At 70.3% G+C, this 15693-nt stretch carries 18 protein-coding genes and 4 pseudogenes; 9 read left to right on the top strand and 13 right to left on the bottom strand.

All coding sequences use genetic code 11. From position 1 onward, the window contains the following. Positions 1-206 precede the first annotated feature (206 nt). The 3 genes from JL475_RS35645 to JL475_RS35655 form a co-directional block, all read right to left on the bottom strand. On the bottom strand, positions 207-1076 hold the full coding sequence (locus tag JL475_RS35645; protein ID WP_202282351.1) for a F510_1955 family glycosylhydrolase: 870 nt from the start codon (positions 1074-1076) through the stop codon (positions 207-209). Positions 1077-1200: 124 nt separating this feature from the next. Next, positions 1201-1881 carry a DUF305 domain-containing protein gene (locus tag JL475_RS35650; protein ID WP_202282352.1) on the bottom strand — a complete coding sequence of 227 codons (681 nt, stop codon included), beginning with the start codon at positions 1879-1881 and terminating at the stop codon, positions 1201-1203. Between the two features lie 94 nt (positions 1882-1975). Next, the gene (locus JL475_RS35655) at positions 1976-2422 is read right to left on the bottom strand and encodes a hypothetical protein (protein ID WP_307825279.1); all 447 of its coding nucleotides are present in this window, start codon (positions 2420-2422) and stop codon (positions 1976-1978) included. A gap of 419 nt (positions 2423-2841) precedes the next feature. On the opposite strand from JL475_RS35655, the gene JL475_RS35660 reads away from it, so the two are divergent. Next, positions 2842-3165, top strand: a complete 324-nt coding sequence (locus JL475_RS35660; RefSeq protein WP_202282354.1) for a hypothetical protein — start codon at positions 2842-2844, stop codon at positions 3163-3165. Positions 3166-3198: 33 nt separating this feature from the next. Here JL475_RS35660 and JL475_RS35665 read toward each other — a convergent pair whose 3' ends face one another. The 3 genes and pseudogenes from JL475_RS35665 to JL475_RS35675 form a co-directional block, all read right to left on the bottom strand. Next, positions 3199-3540 carry a hypothetical protein gene (locus tag JL475_RS35665; RefSeq protein ID WP_237409228.1) on the bottom strand — a complete coding sequence of 114 codons (342 nt, stop codon included), beginning with the start codon at positions 3538-3540 and terminating at the stop codon, positions 3199-3201. Between the two features lie 9 nt (positions 3541-3549). Further along, positions 3550-5106, bottom strand: a complete 1557-nt coding sequence (locus JL475_RS35670; protein WP_202282355.1) for an FAD-dependent monooxygenase — start codon at positions 5104-5106, stop codon at positions 3550-3552. Between the two features lie 443 nt (positions 5107-5549). Continuing rightward, positions 5550-5745, bottom strand: a pseudogene (locus JL475_RS35675) (multicopper oxidase family protein); the annotation flags it as partial. A gap of 262 nt (positions 5746-6007) precedes the next feature. Here JL475_RS35675 and JL475_RS35680 point away from each other — a divergent pair. Beyond that, complete coding sequence (locus tag JL475_RS35680) at positions 6008-6139, top strand: hypothetical protein (protein WP_307825280.1); 132 nt, start codon at positions 6008-6010, stop codon at positions 6137-6139. A 441-nt stretch (positions 6140-6580) separates the two neighbouring features. Continuing rightward, entirely contained in the window at positions 6581-6739 is a 159-nt protein-coding gene (locus JL475_RS35685) for a hypothetical protein (RefSeq protein ID WP_202282356.1), read from the top strand. On the opposite strand, the pseudogene JL475_RS35690 reads toward JL475_RS35685, so the two are convergent. From JL475_RS35690 to JL475_RS35705, 3 genes and pseudogenes are all read right to left on the bottom strand, one after another. Next, positions 6740-7385 (bottom strand): annotated as a pseudogene (locus tag JL475_RS35690) (class I SAM-dependent methyltransferase). Positions 7386-7398: 13 nt separating this feature from the next. After that, a complete protein-coding gene (locus JL475_RS35695) occupies positions 7399-8055 on the bottom strand; it encodes a hypothetical protein (protein WP_237409229.1) in 657 nt (218 codons plus the stop codon). Positions 8056-8546: 491 nt separating this feature from the next. After that, entirely contained in the window at positions 8547-9155 is a 609-nt protein-coding gene (locus tag JL475_RS35705; protein ID WP_202282357.1) for a TetR/AcrR family transcriptional regulator, read from the bottom strand. A gap of 105 nt (positions 9156-9260) precedes the next feature. Between JL475_RS35705 and JL475_RS35710 the strand changes: the two genes are divergently transcribed. The 3 genes from JL475_RS35710 (at position 9261) to JL475_RS35720 (ending at position 12173) form a co-directional block, all read left to right on the top strand. Continuing rightward, positions 9261-10658: an MFS transporter gene (locus tag JL475_RS35710; protein WP_202282358.1), complete on the top strand. Its 1398-nt coding sequence runs from the start codon at positions 9261-9263 to the stop codon at positions 10656-10658. A gap of 646 nt (positions 10659-11304) precedes the next feature. Beyond that, entirely contained in the window at positions 11305-11583 is a 279-nt protein-coding gene (locus JL475_RS35715; protein ID WP_202282359.1) for an SHOCT domain-containing protein, read from the top strand. Continuing rightward, positions 11580-12173, top strand: coding sequence for a hypothetical protein (locus JL475_RS35720; protein ID WP_202282360.1), 594 nt, complete (start codon positions 11580-11582; stop codon positions 12171-12173). The genes JL475_RS35715 and JL475_RS35720 overlap by 4 nt, the downstream gene beginning before the upstream one ends. A gap of 163 nt (positions 12174-12336) precedes the next feature. On the opposite strand, the gene JL475_RS35725 is transcribed toward JL475_RS35720, so the two are convergent. Further along, positions 12337-12708, bottom strand: a complete 372-nt coding sequence (locus JL475_RS35725; protein WP_307825281.1) for a DUF3703 domain-containing protein — start codon at positions 12706-12708, stop codon at positions 12337-12339. A gap of 61 nt (positions 12709-12769) precedes the next feature. Here JL475_RS35725 and JL475_RS35730 point away from each other — a divergent pair, with 61 nt between their 5' ends. Both JL475_RS35730 and JL475_RS35735 read left to right on the top strand, forming a co-directional pair. Beyond that, a complete protein-coding gene (locus tag JL475_RS35730; RefSeq protein ID WP_202282361.1) occupies positions 12770-13105 on the top strand; it encodes a helix-turn-helix transcriptional regulator in 336 nt (111 codons plus the stop codon). Continuing rightward, positions 13105-13821, top strand: a complete 717-nt coding sequence (locus tag JL475_RS35735) for a cation transporter (RefSeq protein ID WP_202282362.1) — start codon at positions 13105-13107, stop codon at positions 13819-13821. Before JL475_RS35730 ends, JL475_RS35735 begins: the two co-directional genes overlap by 1 nt. 88 nt (positions 13822-13909) lie before the next feature. Here the strand turns inward: JL475_RS35735 and tcmP are convergent, their stop codons facing one another. The 3 genes and pseudogenes from tcmP to JL475_RS35750 form a co-directional block, all read right to left on the bottom strand. Continuing rightward, complete coding sequence (tcmP, locus tag JL475_RS35740) at positions 13910-14284, bottom strand: three-Cys-motif partner protein TcmP (protein ID WP_202282363.1); 375 nt, start codon at positions 14282-14284, stop codon at positions 13910-13912. Positions 14285-14384: 100 nt separating this feature from the next. Then, complete coding sequence (locus tag JL475_RS41355; protein WP_307825282.1) at positions 14385-14714, bottom strand: DUF5131 family protein; 330 nt, start codon at positions 14712-14714, stop codon at positions 14385-14387. Between the two features lies 1 nt (position 14715). Further along, positions 14716-14943 (bottom strand): annotated as a pseudogene (locus JL475_RS35750) (FAD-dependent oxidoreductase); the annotation flags it as partial. A gap of 41 nt (positions 14944-14984) precedes the next feature. On the opposite strand from JL475_RS35750, the pseudogene JL475_RS35755 reads away from it, so the two are divergent. Further along, positions 14985-15563: pseudogene (locus JL475_RS35755) on the top strand (IS6 family transposase); the annotation flags it as partial. Positions 15564-15693: the final 130 nt, after the last annotated feature.

A 15693-nucleotide genomic window follows, 5' to 3' on the forward strand; every position in this document is an offset into this window, starting at 1 on the left:
GGTGATGCTCCTGTCGTGCCCGCCCACAATATCTGATCATTTCGGGACGTCTCACCCGACGATGTCAGAGAGGGCATGCCCAGGCTGTACGCGGGCGTTGCGGCGCCCGCGTACAGCACTTCAATCTGGCTACTGACCTGTCTCGCTGCTGTCGAAACGGGGCACCCTCAGCAGTCAGGTCGACACGGCAATCAAGATCGTTATAGTCAGTGACCGCCCGTCGACGTGACGTCCATTCGCTTCGTGAAGGTCTTGCCACCGTTCTTCGACTCGTAGACGCCGTCCTGCGTGGCCACCAGGACTCGCTCGGCGTCGACCGCGGTCAGCGCCTGCGGCCGGCCACCGGGGGCTGTACCCACCTTCTTCCAGGTGTCCCCGGAGTCCGCGCTGCGATGGAGCGCTCCCGAGCCGTCGATTCCGTACAACGCATCCGACGTACCCCAGGAGATGAAGCAGAGCACCGGCTTGACACCGTCGGCAAAGGTCTTGCCGCCGTCGGTGCTCTTCGCCACGCCCGCTTCGGTGGTGGCAAGAAGCATCTGCGTGTCATCGGGGTTGACGGCGATGTCGAGGGCAGGAAGTGTCGCGCGATCCTGCCACTTCACGCCGTCCTCACTGACCCGCACCTTGCCGTTCGTGCTGTCGTAGCCGTAGAGGGTGCCGTCGGCGTACTCGAGCGCGTGGAAGTCGACCTCGCCGGACAACGACTTGGTCTTCCACGTCCTGCCTGCGTCAGTGCTCTCGACCAGTCCCTTGTTCGCGGGGCCCTCGGCATCGGGCGCCGGGTGTCCGCCGGCCAGGAACGTCTTGGCCTTGGCGACCGTGAAGCCCATGTAATCGTCGCGGCTGTCGCCGACCCGCCGCGGCTCGTTGTTCTCGCCCGGAGTGAAGACGCCTTCGTGGGTGGCGACGTACAGCCGGTCGTCGGCGGGGTCGATGCCGACTCCGTGGATGTGGCTGACCGTCGAAGAGGACGACGTCTGGGCCTCTCCGGAGCCGCCGCCGTCCCCGGAACAGGCCCTCAGGGTGAGCGCGAGGGCCGCCGAAGCGGCGATGGCGAAGTTCTGCTTCCTCATGGTGTCCCGTCGAGTTCGTGCAGGCCGGGCGGAAGGGCGCGCCGGGCCAGGTGGGAGGGGCGGATGCCGTCACGGCCTCGGTAGGACTCGCGACGGCATCCGCGAGGTGTGGGGCGGATCAGGATCAGAGCCTGTCGAGGACCTTCTGCAACTGCTCGATCTCGACGGACTGGGTCTTCACCACGTCACCGGCGAGCTTCTTCGCTGTGGCGTTCTTGCCGTTCGCCTGCTCGTCCTCGGCCATCTCGACCGCACCCTTGTGATGGCCGATCATCAGTTGGACGAACATCCGGTCGAATTCGGTGCCCTTGGCGGCCTTGAGCTTCTCCATGTCCTCGTCGGACATCATCCCGGGCATCCCCGAGTGGTCCATCCCGCCGGAACCATGGTCCGTTCCGGGCATGCTCTCTTCGGCCGACTCCGGCTTGCCCCACGCCTTGAGCCAGGACTTCATGGTCTGGATCTCAGGATCCTGGGCCTTCTCGATCTCCTCGGCCAGAGTCTTGATCTCCGCGTCGGAGGCAGGGCCGTCCGCGAGCTTCGCCATCTCCAGGGCCTGCTCGTGGTGGGGGATCATCATCTGCGCGAACATGACGTCGGCGTCGTTGAAGGCGCCCGGCGCCGGGGGCTCGCCTGCGTTCCGGGCGTTCTGGGTGGCGGACGCGGAGCTCTCGCTTCCGCGGTCCGCGCCCTCCGTGTCGTTTCCGCCGCAGGCGGTGAGCAGCAGTCCTCCTGCCGCGACGACGCTGACGAGCGCGATCCGGTGGCGGTTCGGGCGGCCGAGGGCATGCTTGTGGACGGTCATGTGAAAGACACCTCGTGTGGTCGGTCAGGTTTGCGGATTTCTTGGCACGAGCGGGAACGCGAGCGCACTGATACGCCCGCGCGACCCGGGGGGCCTATATCCGCAGGACCGACAACTGAGCGAGGACTGTTCTGGGCAGCGGTGGGTCGGGCCGCGCCGGCGCTACGGCCCGCCCGGGAAGGCCGACTACCCAGGCAATGCGGCCGATCAGCGCTGCGTACAGCAGAGCGGCGAACGCCCAGGTGCCGAGGACTGCCATGCAGAGCGCGGTCATGTCCATCCCCATCCCCACGGGATGGGGGTCCACCGACTGCGGCGGGCTCGCGATGTCGCTTGAAGCGCGCGGCGGCAGCCCCGCTGACGGACTGTTCTCGACGGAGTCGTGCTCCACTGCTGGGGCCGGCACGTCGATGTGCGCCGGTTCCGCGGCGGTGGTGTGGTCGACGCCACTCATCCCAGAGCCTGAAGCATCCTCCGGATGCCCCAGGGTGTGCATGACGAAGACACCGAGTGCGAGCACGACAACCAGCAGGAGGTGCACCAGGGAACCGCCTGCTCGCAGTCGTCTGCTCGCATCCATGTGGAACCTCCGCCTCCGACCCTACCGAAGCCGTGGCGGACCCACCGGGAGAGGTGGGCCGTACAAGGTCCGGTACCGGCTGAGCCCACAGGTGATCCTCGCCTCCACCGTGTTCCCTCCCGTCTTCCTGTCGCGCTGAGCGCTCGGAAGGGATCCAAGTGCGGGGAGTCGCATCCTGAGCGCATATCAGTCCACTTGGTGAATCAGTGGACAGGGGGCACCGGTGCCTCGCGGCACCACTGCGGTCAACGGGCCGGCGTACCGTCCAGCACGCCGAGGACGGTTCCTCCAAGGATGCCGAGCACGACAGAGACGGCCGCGGCCACGTACGCCAGGGCGGCAGCCGGCCTGGAAAGCCCGTATGTGGGAGGACAAGGCGGATGCGGATCACGGTACTCACGGTGGCGGACTGCCCGAACGCACGACCCGCGCTGGAACTGGTGACCGCCGCGCTGGGCGGACGAGCAGCTCGGGTGGAGCTGCTCGAGGTATCCGATGAAGCGGAGGCCGCCCGGCTGGGCATGTACGGGTCTCCGACGATCCTGGTCGACGGCACCGACCCGTTCGCGCCACCCGGTGCCGCGCCGAGCCTGTCGTGCCGCCTGTACCGGAACGCCGACGGCACCGTGTCCGGCGTGCCGGACGACATCGCCCTGCGCCAGGCCCTTGCCGGGGTGGCGACGCCCGGACCGCACCCCGCGTGACGAGATCACCTGCGAAGAGGCGTCGAGCAAGCGTCAGCCCTGAGGACGCAGACCCGTCAGGGTGACAGCGACAAGCCGCCGTACCGCGGCCTTGGACGACAGCTCTCCCGCTCCGGCCAGTGCGTGCAGGCAGTACCCCGTCAGCTCGTCCGGCGCGACATCGCCCCGGACCTCGCCCGCCTGGACTCCCTCGGCCGGCAGGCCCCGGAGGAAGTGACGCAGATGCTGCTCGGCGTGGGCCGCATGGCCCCCTCGATGCAGGAGCGCCGAGAGTTCCGCCCCGTGGCCGGGCTGCTGCTGGATGAACGCGTAGCGTTCCAGCACCGCCGCCAGCCGTTCGCCAGGGGCGTCGGAGCGGTCCCTGCGGCCCGGCACAGTCCGTTCTCAAATGGGGCACCAGCGGTCGAGGTGAGCGCGCAGGCCCTCCAACTGCGCGCCCCGTGCCACGTACCCGAAGTATCCGTCGGGGCGTACCAGGCCGTGGGAGACGTGTGGCCAGGGGCTCTGCGCGCCGAGCCGGTGGACGGTGAGCAGGTTCTCCCGGCCGCGGGTGATCGGGGCGAGACGCTCGTCCGGCCAGAGGTGGGGCGGCCCGCCCAGCAATAGGTGATACCCCGGTCCGGTCGTTCTCGACTGAAGGCCGCGCGGCAGATCGGGCAGCCGGTCCCCCGCCTTCGGGCCTCCCCCGGTCCCGGCTTCGCTCACCCGGGGGCACCCCCATCGGGATGAACGCGGACCCGTGCCGGAAGCGGGGCTGCGCCGGTAGTGGATGTCCAGCTCCGAGACCGTACGGAAGACGCGTCCGCGCAGGCCCCTTGCGCGCAGCGCCAAGGGCGCGAGATGCGGGGCAAGGTGGGTGCGGGCCGTGCGGACGGCCGGGTTGTGGCTGGTGCCGATCGTGAACGCGCGGTCGGTGAAGCGGCGGACGCCGCGACCGACGGGGGCCCGCTCGGCTTCGTAGGTTTCCAGCAGTTCTTCCGGCGCGCTGCCCCGGCGGACGAGGGCGAGCTTCCAGCCGAGGTTCAGCGCGTCCTGGATGCCGGTGTTCATTCCCTGGGCGCCGGCCGGGCTGTGGATGTGGGCCGCGTCCCCGGCCAGGAAGCAGGGTCCCGAGCGGTAGTGGGCGGCGCCGCGGTTGTGGAGACGGAAGTCGGTCATCCAGACGGGATCGCGCAGCAACAGCCGATCCGCGGTGTACCGGTCGGCGATGTCCTGAAGGAGCCGCACCGTCACTTCGATATCCGACGCTCCGGGTGGCCGCATCGCGAGCATCCGCCAGGTGGCCGGCGCGCCGAGCGGGAAGAAGAACAGCATCCCGGCGCCGGTCATGTACGTGTGCACGGCGTCCGGTTCCAGACCGTCGACCTCCAGGTCGGCGAGCACGAACGTCTGCGGATACGCGTAACCCTCGAAGCCGATGCCCGCCTGGGCGCGGACGGTGCTGTGGGCCCCGTCGCAGCCGACGACGTAACAGGCGCGCACGCTCTCCTCGGTGCCGTCCCTCCGCCGCAGGCGGCATGCGACGCCCTCGTCTTCCCGCTCCAGGCCCACCAGCTCGGTACCGCGCTCGACCGGCACGTCATGGGCGGCAAGATGGTCGGCGAGAGCCTTCTCGGTCTCGGCCTGCGAGAGGAACAGCAGGAAGGGATACGGAGTGTCCCGGCAGCCGATGTCGAACAGCGGCAAGGTCACGACACGCCGTGGCAGGTGCATCCGCAGCCGCATCGCCGGATTGCCGCGCTCGACCAGTCGGTCCGTCACCCCGAATCCGGCCAGCGCCTCCAGGGTGCGGGGCTGGATGGCCAGCGCCCGCGACTCCCGTACCCGGTCCACCGAGCGGTCGACGATCCGGAACGTGGCCCCGTAGGCGCGCAGTTGCGCGGCGAGAGCGAGCCCGGTCGGGCCCGCGCCCACCACCAGAACGTCCAGCGGTGCCGTCATGAACCCACGGTAGTGGCGGAAGCCACCTCTCGTGCAACCCGCACGACGCAGTCGACGGCCCCTCTCAAGAGGCCAAAAGCAGTCGTGGTGCCGCCCGGACCGGGAAACGGAGACAATCAGGGCCGGGGGGCCATGACGGCAGCGGCGGCGTCATCGTCGTTCCGTCCTCCTGACGGACACGGCCGTCCCACACTTCGTCCGCCACCTCGCCAGGCACCACGTTCGTTGAGAGCTCACGGGGTCCCCCGCTCCCCGCCCGCCCCTTTCTCCCTCTCCTCACCCGCCCATGACCGAGGCCGCCTGAATTCCTGACGGACGTCAAGCAGTTCGCGGTGTTCCGGGAGCCTGGTGCGTAGGGTGACGGCAGATGGGCCGGTTGCCTGAACGCTCTGCGGCTCCTTCTCGCGCCGGCTCGTCGTCGGGTCTTTGTCCGTTCCGCCCATGTCCGTCCCGCCCATGCCGTGCCTGATCTCGGCGAAGACCTCGTCGGGGGGGCCGTCGATCCGGTCGTCGAGGAGGACAACCCATTCGTCGTCGTAGGCGAGGGTCTCCTTGGGGTCCTCGACGATCAGGGATGCGTGCAGGCCGCGGTCGAACTGGACGCCGGCGTGCGGGGGAAAGGTAGGTACCGGGGGCATCGACGGTGAAGCCCCGGTCTCCTTGGCGGCTCGGCCCAGTGGCAACCCGAACGGTCTCCGCCCGCACCGCTCGCGGTGATCGCGAAGGTCCGCGGAAAGGGAAGGTCGGGGCGGTCGGCCCGCATGCCTGCTTGCCCTGCTTCTGACAGCGCCACGCCGAGGGAATACCCCCGGGGGGTATGGTGTTGCCGTGGGTCGAGAGGAGCCGGAAACCGCGCCTCTCCCGTCAATGCCCCACGCATCCACACTGCAAGGGAGAAGCCTTGACCACCGAGACGAACTCCGGCTCCTGCTGTGGCACCGGTTCCTGCGGCTCCAACGACACGATCACCGTCCAGGGCGCTGATGTCACCACCGTCTACAAGGTGTCCGGCATGACCTGCGGCCAGGCGTGACACGCGGATGATCGGGGCACGGAAACGCCGTTTCTTCTTTCCATGTCCGCACGAAACCGAAGACTGCCCCGGCAACGTGCCTGGCCACCGGTGACATCACCGAGTGCCTCGGCCCTTACATGGGGGATCGCACTGGTAGGAGTCTGTGATCGAGCATTCGGGCCGGTCGAGTCGGCGATCATGACACCGCCCGGACGGCTGGTCCGCCGCTCGGCGGTCCCGGACGACCTCAGCGCCGCGTTCGCCGCGCAGTTCTCCCTCTCCCGGCTGCTGGCTGCTGGCTGCTGACCTATTCGCTGGCCTGCTGGCTGGGCGCGGTCGCGGGTCTGCAGTCGGCGGTGGTGGCACTGGGCGCGATCGCCCTCACGGCCGGGCTGTTCGCGGTGCGGCTGTGACCTGCGCAGGAACCGGGCCCCGTCGAGCACGAGCACAGCGACCTCCATGCCGGCCACCCGCGTCTTGCGGATGCCGTACGCGTGCGGGGTGGCCGGCGGCACCGTCATCACCACCTGGCCGACGGGCTGCAAGCGCACTGGTGAGGAGGGGCCGTCGAGCAGCGTCTCCGCCCTCGACGGCCCCTCAGCCTCAGTGGTCGCGTGATCAGATCCGGGCGACCAGCGCATAGCGTTCGTCGCTGACCGGGTGCCCCCACAAGTCGGTCTTGCGGCTGAGGTCTTCGACGCGCAGGTCGGCCACCAGCGGCCGGACGGCTACGGTCAGGTCGTCGGCGGCGATGCCGCGATGCCAGGGCAGGGTCTCGGCGCCCGCCACGTACGGCTGCCCGGTCTGACCGGCCTCCCGCCACCGGCCCTCGACCAGGATCAGCGTGCCGCCCGGACGCAGTCGTGAGATCCAGGCGCGCAGTGCGGACTCGGGGTCGGGCAGGGTCCACAGCAGGTGGCGGGACAGGACGACGTCGAAGCCGGCCTCCTCGGTGGGCGGGTCAGCGGCGTCACCCACCAGGAAACGGCCGGGAAGGCCGGCTGCCGTGAACTTGTCCCGCGCCTGTTCGACCATTCTCGGAGCGAGGTCCACCCCGGTGACCCGATGCCCCCTCTCGGCCAGCAGACGGGAGAGCGACCCCGTGCCACATCCCACATCGAGGATGTCCGCCGCAGCATCAGGCATCCAGGCACGCCGCCCACGCCTTTCGGGTCACCTCCTGACGCAGGCCATGGTCCGGCTCGTCGTCGAAGACGTCGGCGGCGGCGTCCCAGTACGCCCTGACGGCAACAGAGTTCGTCATGTGCTCGATCCTGTCAGCCGACACTGACATCGCCTCCCGCCGGCGCCGACACCGCAACCGGCCTCGGCGCCAGGTACCCGGCGCGGTGCAGCCGCGCCACCGACCCCGCGCACACCAGCCCGGTCACGGCCAGGACCGCCCACGGCAGCCGGCGCACCCCGGTGTCGAACAACGCCCCGACGGCAAGGTTTCCCAGCGAGATCGCGAGGCCGGATGCGGTGTGGTAGGTGCCGTAGTACGTCGCGACCAGCCGGTCCCCGGAAAGCCGTACGACGGTGTCCATCTCGAAGGGGTAGAGCAGCGCCCCGCCCCAGGCCGGCAGCGCCGCGCACAGCGTCAGGATGCCTACCCCCACGACGGGGTCGTACGACGCGGGCAGCAGCGGCAGGAACGCCGCTCCCATCACCACCAGCCCGTACACGATGGCCCGCGGCCCGGACAGGTTCCGCTTCGCCCAGGCCGTCAGCTTCAGCTGGCCGGACAGCGCGGCCGGCGCCGAGACGGCGAAGACCGCGGCCGTCACCACCCCGGCCCGTTCCCCGAACAGTTCACGGGCTCTGAACGGCAGGGCGAGGTAGACCTGGAAGGCCAGGACGTAACTTCCGGACATGGCGGCGGCGAAGAGCAGGAACGGCCGGTTGGCCGCGACGGTCCGCCAGTCGGCGGCCACCGCCCGCCAGGCCGGCTCCGCGCTGCGGCCGGCCGGCAGACGGGCGGGCAGGGCACGGGCTTGATCGACTGGAGGTCAGATCCTCTACGGCGCCGTTCTGTCCGCGCTCCTGACCGCCATACTGCTCGCGTTCGCCCTCCGACCGCGGCGCCTCGTCGTCATCGGTACCGGCGCTCTGGCTGCCGCGGCCCTCGCCTTGGGCGCGGGCCCGCTGCGCGCCGAGCCCGCCCGCCGCACCACCGCCTACGCGCTACCGGCCGGGCCGGCCGCCTTCCTGGTCGACGTCCACCTGTGCTGAGCCGGTCTCGTCAGTCCTGGGCTGCCATGGAGCGACACCGGGGCCGATCGCGGACTCAGGCCACGCACGCGCCGGGCGGCGAGCGTGACGATCCCCGCCCGGGCGCCTGGCACGTTCTGCCGCTGGAGGACTCGACAAGGCGTTGTCAAGTTGTCTGGAGGACGGCGGCTGAGCGGGTGGCGGGGTGCGGGCGTCACGCCCCGGCGCCGGGTTCCGGCACCGGCTTTCCCGGCGGGGTGAAGGCGGCCAGCGCCGTGGCGGTGATGTGGGCGGCGGCGCGGTCGGAGGTGAGACGGCCGGCGCGGATCTCGTCGGCGGCGCTGTGCATGACCGAGTGCAGGACATTGACCAGCCAGGCGATCGGCAGGTCCGTGCGGAAGACCCCCTCGGCGCGGCCGCGGGCGACGAGCGCCTCGACCCGGGCGGCGGGGCCGCTGTGCAGCTCACGGATGCGCCCCGCGGGCAGTTCCCGCTGGGCGGCGACGAGCAAGGCCCGCGCCTCGTCCACCAGATGCCAGCCGGCCTCGACGTAACGCGCCAGCGCGACGAGCGGATCCCCGGACAGATCGACCGCGTCCAACGCCTCGTCGCCCCGGTCGATGGCACGGCTCATCGCCGCATCGACGACCTCCGCCCGGGAGGCGAAGTGCGCGTACAGCGTCACCCGGCCCACGCCCGCGGCGCGCGCGATCTCACTGAGGCTCGCCTCCGGGTTCCGCCCCAGGCACTCGGCTGCGGCCTGCACGATCGCGTCGATGCTCCGCAGGGCGTCGGCGCGCTTGGCGGTGCTTCTACTGCCCATGGCCCCCACCCTATCCGAAGAACTCAAACAAAGCTGTTTGGCTTACGCCTCGGACCGGTTTAACCTGAACATGTCTGTACGGGTTACTGATAAGGGGTGAGCGTCATGAGCGACACGGAAACCACCAGCACACACGCACCGGGAGCACCCCATCCGCGGCGCTGGCCGGTCCTGGGCCTGCTGGGGCTGGCCCAGCTGATGCTGATCCTCGACATCACCGTGGTCGCCATCGCGCTGCCCCACATGGGCGCCGAACTGGACCTGGACCGCACCGTCCTGACCTGGGTGGTCAGCGGCTACGCCCTCACCTTCGGCAGCCTGATGCTGCTCGGCGGCCGGGCCGCCGACCTGTTCGGCGCCAAGCGGATCGTCCTGGCCGGCCTCGCCGTGTTCACCGCCGCCTCCCTGGCCGCCGGACTCGCCACCGGCGCACCCCTGCTGCTCGCCGCCCGGATCGCCCAGGGGGCGGGCGCCGCGCTGCTCTCACCCGCCGCGCTGTCGGTGGTGGTGCGGCTGTTCGAGGGCGACGAACGCAACCGGGCACTGGGCATCTGGTCGGCGCTCGGAGGCGGCGGCGCCGCCCTCGGCGTACTGCTGGGCGGGCTGATCACGGCCGGACCGGGCTGGGCCTGGGTCTTCTTCGTCAACGTCCCCGTCGGCCTGATCGTCCTTCTCGCGCTCGCCCGGATGCTGCCCCGCCTGCCCCAGGCGGCCTCCGGCTCCCTCGACGTGCCCGGCGCCGCCCTGGTCGCCGCGGCGACCGGTGCCCTCGTCTACGCACTGATCCGTGCCGGCGACCACGGCTGGCTCAATCCCGGCACCCTCGCCCTGTTCGCCTTCGCGGCAGTCGCCTACGCCGCCTTCGCCGCCCGGCAGCGCCGGGCGGCGGTACCGCTGATGGACCTCCGCCTGCTCGGCCGGCGCCCGGTCTCGGCGGGCATCTTCGTGATCGCGGTGGCCACGGCTCTGATGGTGGGGGTCTTCTTCCTCGGCTCCTTCTACCTCCAGAACCACCAGAACCACGGCGCCCTGATGACCGGCGTGCTGTTCCTGCCGGTGGCGCTGCTGACCATGGCCGCCGCCACCGCCGCCGGCCGCGTGATCGGCCGCATCGGGGCCCGGTCGCTGGCAGCGGTGGCCCTGGTCGTCGCGGCCGCCGGATTCCTCGCACCGGTGCTCTGGTCCGGCACCACCGCCATGGTCACCGGCGTGAGCGTCGCGGCGGCCGGCCTGGGCGCCCTGTTCGTGGTCGCCTCGGCCACCGCGCTCGGCAGCGTCGCCCCGCACGAGGCCGGCGTGACCTCCGGAATCGTCAGCACCTTCCACGAGTTCGGCGCATCGGCCGGTGCCGCGGCCGTCTCCAGCGCCGCAGCCGCCGGCATCGCCGCCCACACCGGCGCCCCCACGGCTTCCGGCTTCGACGACGCGTTCCTGGTGGCCACCGGTGTGGCCGCACTCTCCGCCGCCGTCGCCCTGTGGCTGATCCCGCCCAAGAGCGAGTAGCCGAGCGCGACGGTGACGTCCGGGCACCGGACGATCTTCAAGCGAGGCGCTTGAACGGGACATCCTCGCCCCGCTCGAGATCGACGTGCTGGAGATCCGCGACCCCTCGCCCGTGCTCGGGTTGCCGGAGGAGGCGCCGGCCACCGTGATGTGCCTGGAATTGCCTCTGAGCACCGTGAAGTCGACGTCCAGGCGCGGGTCATACGCCTCGGGCGGGATACCGATTTCGTGGGTGGAGTACTCGCCGAACCGGTTGACGTGTTCGGTCAGGTACGGCGAGATCTGGGCCAGGTCCTCTGGCTCGATCCCTCAACCCTCCTCCATCAGCTGCCGCACGATCTCCGCGATGTCCAGGGCGTTGTGGAAAATGACAGCTTCTCTGAACTACTTGACGCGAAAGGGCCTGGCCGTCACGACGGCCAGGCCCTGTGTGCGCCAGCAGCAGCGATGCTTGCCTGTGGAACGTTCCGCCTCGACGCGGGCGAACGCCTCGGCCTCCCCCGTCGGCGCTGGTACCCGGCCCACGCCGGGCAACCGACGCCGCCGCCCGTGCCACTGTCGGCCGACTCGGCTGCGTGGCCCCTGCGCAAGGGCCGCTGCGGGCGCACGATGGAAGATGGGCAGGCGCGCCCGGAAGGTGATCGTCATGATGTGGTACGACGGCGGCTGGGGCTGGGGCGGCTGGTTCTTCATGTCCGCGTTCATGGTGCTGTTCTGGGCGCTGGTGATCGCCGGCATCGTCGCGCTCGTCCGTTACTTCACCGGCACCCACCACGATCGCCAGTCCGGACGGCCCCACTCCTCCGACGAACCGGGATGGGGAAGCAAACGGGCCGAGGACCTGCTCGCCGAACGGTTCGCCCGCGGGGAGATCGACGAAAACGAGTACAAACGACGACTCACGCTGCTGCGGGAGCACCGGTGAGCGCAGACCGCCGACGCGGGATGTGGCTGGCCATCGGCGGGGCGATCGCCGCGCTGGTGCTCGGCATCGCCACCACTGCGCTGCTGGCCGCCACCGGCGCTTTCCGCAGTGCGACTCCCACGGCGGCCTGGCGGGCGCCTGGTGCACGGTGCAGCGCGCCCGGCCTGCCAGGCCATGTGGTGGACGTGACTGCCGACGACATGGGAACGGGCATGATGAGCGGCGGTCCCGGCGGGTACGGCATGCGCATGATGCGCCTGGCCCTCCAACCGTCCACGGTCCCCGCAGGCGTGATCTCGCTGCGGGTGTTCAACGCCGGCTCCCTCGCGCACGAGGTGGTGGTCCTGCCGCTGCCCCCAGGCCACGGCGCCGGGGAGCGCCCCACCGGTCCTGACGGGAAGGTCGACGAGGCGGGCAGCCCGGATGAGGCGTCCCGCAGCTGCGCGGCAGGCGCCGGTGACGGCATCGCCCCCGGTGCGGTCGCCTGGACCACGCTGACCCTGCCTCCCGGGCGCTACGAGCTGGTGTGCAACTTCCCCGGCCACTACCTCGCAGGCATGTACGCCGAACTCGATGTCACCAGTCGGTAGCGGACTCCGGCAGCATCTGCCACACCCGCAGCGGCAAGGTCGCCATGAAGTACCACACCCCGCGCTTCACGCTCGTCTCCAGCTCCTCGCCGAGCTGGAGGTCAAGACACCCGCCGACCGCGGCCCCGGCCGCCCCGACAGAACGAAGGTTTCTTGAAGGGCGCTATGCACCCAGGGCGACCCCCGCGTCCCGCAGGAGCGCGGCGAGGTCGTCGGGGATCGGCATGGGGGTGGTGAGTCCGACGCGGGTGCGGCCGGTGTTGCCGGTCGGGTACTGGCCCGCCGCGGAGCCGGGGGCCGCGACTATCAGCCGCACGAGCTGGCCGAGGACCTCGAGCGCGTCGCGGTCACGGAGGGCGAGGCGGAGCATCACGGCGTGGGTGCGGGTGTGGGCACCGGGCCAGGGCTGGGACAGGATGTGGGCGCGTTCGACGGCACGCCAGCGTCGGAACATCGGCCCCGGCGTTCGAGCGGTGGTCATCTCAGCGGTGTAGGCGGCGCGCAGGGCTGCGGGCATGGGGGTACGGCGGGGCACGGCAGAACCCTTCAATAGTTCATTGTTTCCTGAATTCAAGCATGCGTGTATCATGGTGTCCATGCCGAGCCTTGCCACCGACCTCGACGCGCTGACCCGGTTCGGCCGGGCTCTGGCCGACCCGCTCCGCTGCCGGATGCTGCTGGCCCTGCGCGATGCCCCTGCCTACCCCTCCGACCTGGCGGACGTGCTGGGTATCTCCCGCACGCGGCTGTCCAACCACCTCGCCTGTCTGCGGGACTGCGGCCTGGTCGTCGCGGTGCCAGAGGGCCGTCGCACCCGCTACGAGCTGGCCGATGAGCGCCTGGGGCACGCCCTGGACGATCTGCGCAACGCGGTCGTGGCCGTGGAGAGCGACCGGACCTGTACCGAGGCCGCCGACAAGGGCTGCTGCTGATGACCGTGATATCCCTCCGTCCCAGCCCCGCCCGTCGCGACGTCCTGACGAAGCGCATCCGCCTGCTGGTCGCGGCCACCATCACCTACAACGTCATCGAGGCGGTCGTCGCCCTCACCGCCGGGACGCTCGCGTCGTCCACCGCGCTGATCGGCTTCGGCCTGGACTCGGTCATCGAGGTCTCCTCCGCCGCGGCGGTCGCCTGGCAGTTCTCCGCCCGCGAGCACGCGGTGCGCGAGGCGCGGGAGAAGACCACGCTGCGGATCATCGCCGTCTCCTTCTTCGCCCTCGCCACCTACGTCACCGTCGACGCCGTCCAGGCCCTGACCGGCACCGGGGAGGCCGAGCGCTCCCTCCCCGGCATCGTCATCGCCGCCCTGTCCCTGGCGATCATGCCGTTCCTGTCCGCCGCCCAGCGCAAGGCCGGCCGCGAACTCGGCTCCGCCTCCGCGGTCGCGGACTCCAAGCAGACCCTGCTGTGCGCCTACCTGTCCGCCGTGCTGCTGGCAGGCCTGGTGCTGAACGCCACGCTCGGCTGGTCGTGGGCCGACCCGGTCGCCGCCCTGGTCATCGCCGCCCTCGCGCTGAAGGAAGGCCGCGACGCCTGGCAGGGCAAGGGCTGCTGCGCACCGGCTGCCCACCCGGTGGCTGTCCCCGGCTCGCCTTCGGCTCACGAGGATGCCTGCGGTTGCCATACGGGCTGCGACTGCTGCTGACCGGCCGGAACGTCTCTGACGGCCCCGGTCCCGCGAGTCGCGGGACCGGGGCCGTTGCTGTTGCAGGCCGCGTTCTTGGTGAGCAGCGTCAGGTCGTGGGCGAATCGGCGTGCTGTATGTCCACTTGCAGCCGCTTGGCGATGTCGCCTGTGTGCTTCGCACGGACGAGTGCCATCCGGCGCTTCAGTTCCTCGGCACGCCGAGGATCCTCTTCCGTGAGGATCAAGCGCATGCGCTTCGACATTTCCTCGAGAGCCTCGGCGAAGACGTCGTAAGCGATCACCGGAGAATCGGGGTCGCTTCCCTGGTAGACGCCCGCTCCCGCGAAGCCCTCGGCGTATGTGATCACATCGTTCCGAGACAGCAGGATCGGCGCCCATGCCTCCAGGTACTGCTTGAGCAAGTCGTGTTTGGCTGCCGTGTGCGGATCGCGTTCCCACACGGCGTCCTTCGACACGGCCATGACGGCTCTCCCGCTCCGAACGACTCGCCGGGGAAAGCGTCACACACCGTTGCCATACGCCACCAGAGCGCGTATAGCGCCTGTTGAAGATTGGCCGTTACTACGCTGTCACCGCCGGCCGAGGAGGCATCTCGTCCCACGTGGCCCCGGCGAGTTCGCGACCTCCTGCTTTGGGCGAGCGGCCGCCCCATTGCCTGAAGAAGAAGGGCACACGGGCCTTGCTGCAGGCGTCGCGGATGTCGACCAGCCACTGCTCCTGCACGGGCCGATATCGGGGTCCGGACTCCCCACCTGCGATGACCCAGCCGATGCCGTCCAACATGTCGAACGTACGTTCCGTGAAGGGGGTGTTGGGCTCGAACCTGAGTCGATCAGTGCAGCGCGGAGGGCGGGACGGCTCTGTGCTGCGGGTCGCCTTGAGTCCCCGCACGTCAGGCCACGGCGGCGGCCGAAGCCAGTTCCTCGCTGCCGTCGGCGAGCGCAGCGAGATGCCGCTCTACGTCCAGGGCAGCCGCACAGCCGCTGGCGGCGGTGATGGCCTGGCGGTAGGTGTGGTCGACGACGTCGCCGGCAGCGAAGACGCCGGGGATGTTCGTACGGGTGGAGGGCGAGACGACCTTGATGCAGCCGTTGTCGTCCAGGTCCAGCTGGCCCTTGAACGGCGTTGTCAACTTGGCTGACACGTCGAGTGCCTGGGACGATTCTCGAGTCCTTGGCCGTCGGGAGGGTTGCTGTGTCACCGTCGTACAAGGGGTACCGGTTCCCGGCGGAGATCGTCGCTCACTGCGTATAGCTCTACCACCGCTTCCCTCTGAGCTACCGCGAGGTGGAGGAACTGATGCTCGCCCGGGGTGGGGCCGTCTCCTACGAGACGATCCGGCAGTGGTGCGTGAAGTTCGGCCCGGCCTATGCCCGCCGGCTGCGGCGGCGCCGCCCCCTGGCCGGGGACACGTGGCATCTGGATGAGGTCTTCATCAAGGTGAACGGCGAGCGGCAGTACCTGTGGCGGGCCGTCGATGCCGACGGCACCGTCCTGGACATCCTCGTGCAGAACCGGCGGGACAAGGCCGCCGCCCGGCGCTTCTTCCGCTGCCTGCTGAAGAAGACGCGTGCGGTGCCGCGGGTGGTCGTCACCGACAGGCTCCGCTCCTACGGCGCGGCCCACCGTGAGGTCATGCCGTCGGTGGAGCACCGCTCCCACCAGGGCCTCAACAACCGGGCGGAGGACTCCCACCAGCCCACGCGGCAGCGGGAACGCGCGATGAAGGGCTTCCGCAGTACCGGGGCTTGTAAAGAATCAACATGGTGATTCTTTAACCTGGAGGCGGAAGCAGTTCTCCCGTAGCAGCCGGCCCGCGGTGGGCGCCGACACGGGATGTCCCTGCCCGGTGAGCTCCTCGCCAAGTACC

Origin of the sequence: Streptomyces sp. M2CJ-2, from assembly GCF_016757295.1 — a bacterium.
Lineage (GTDB): Bacteria > Actinomycetota > Actinomycetes > Streptomycetales > Streptomycetaceae > Streptomyces.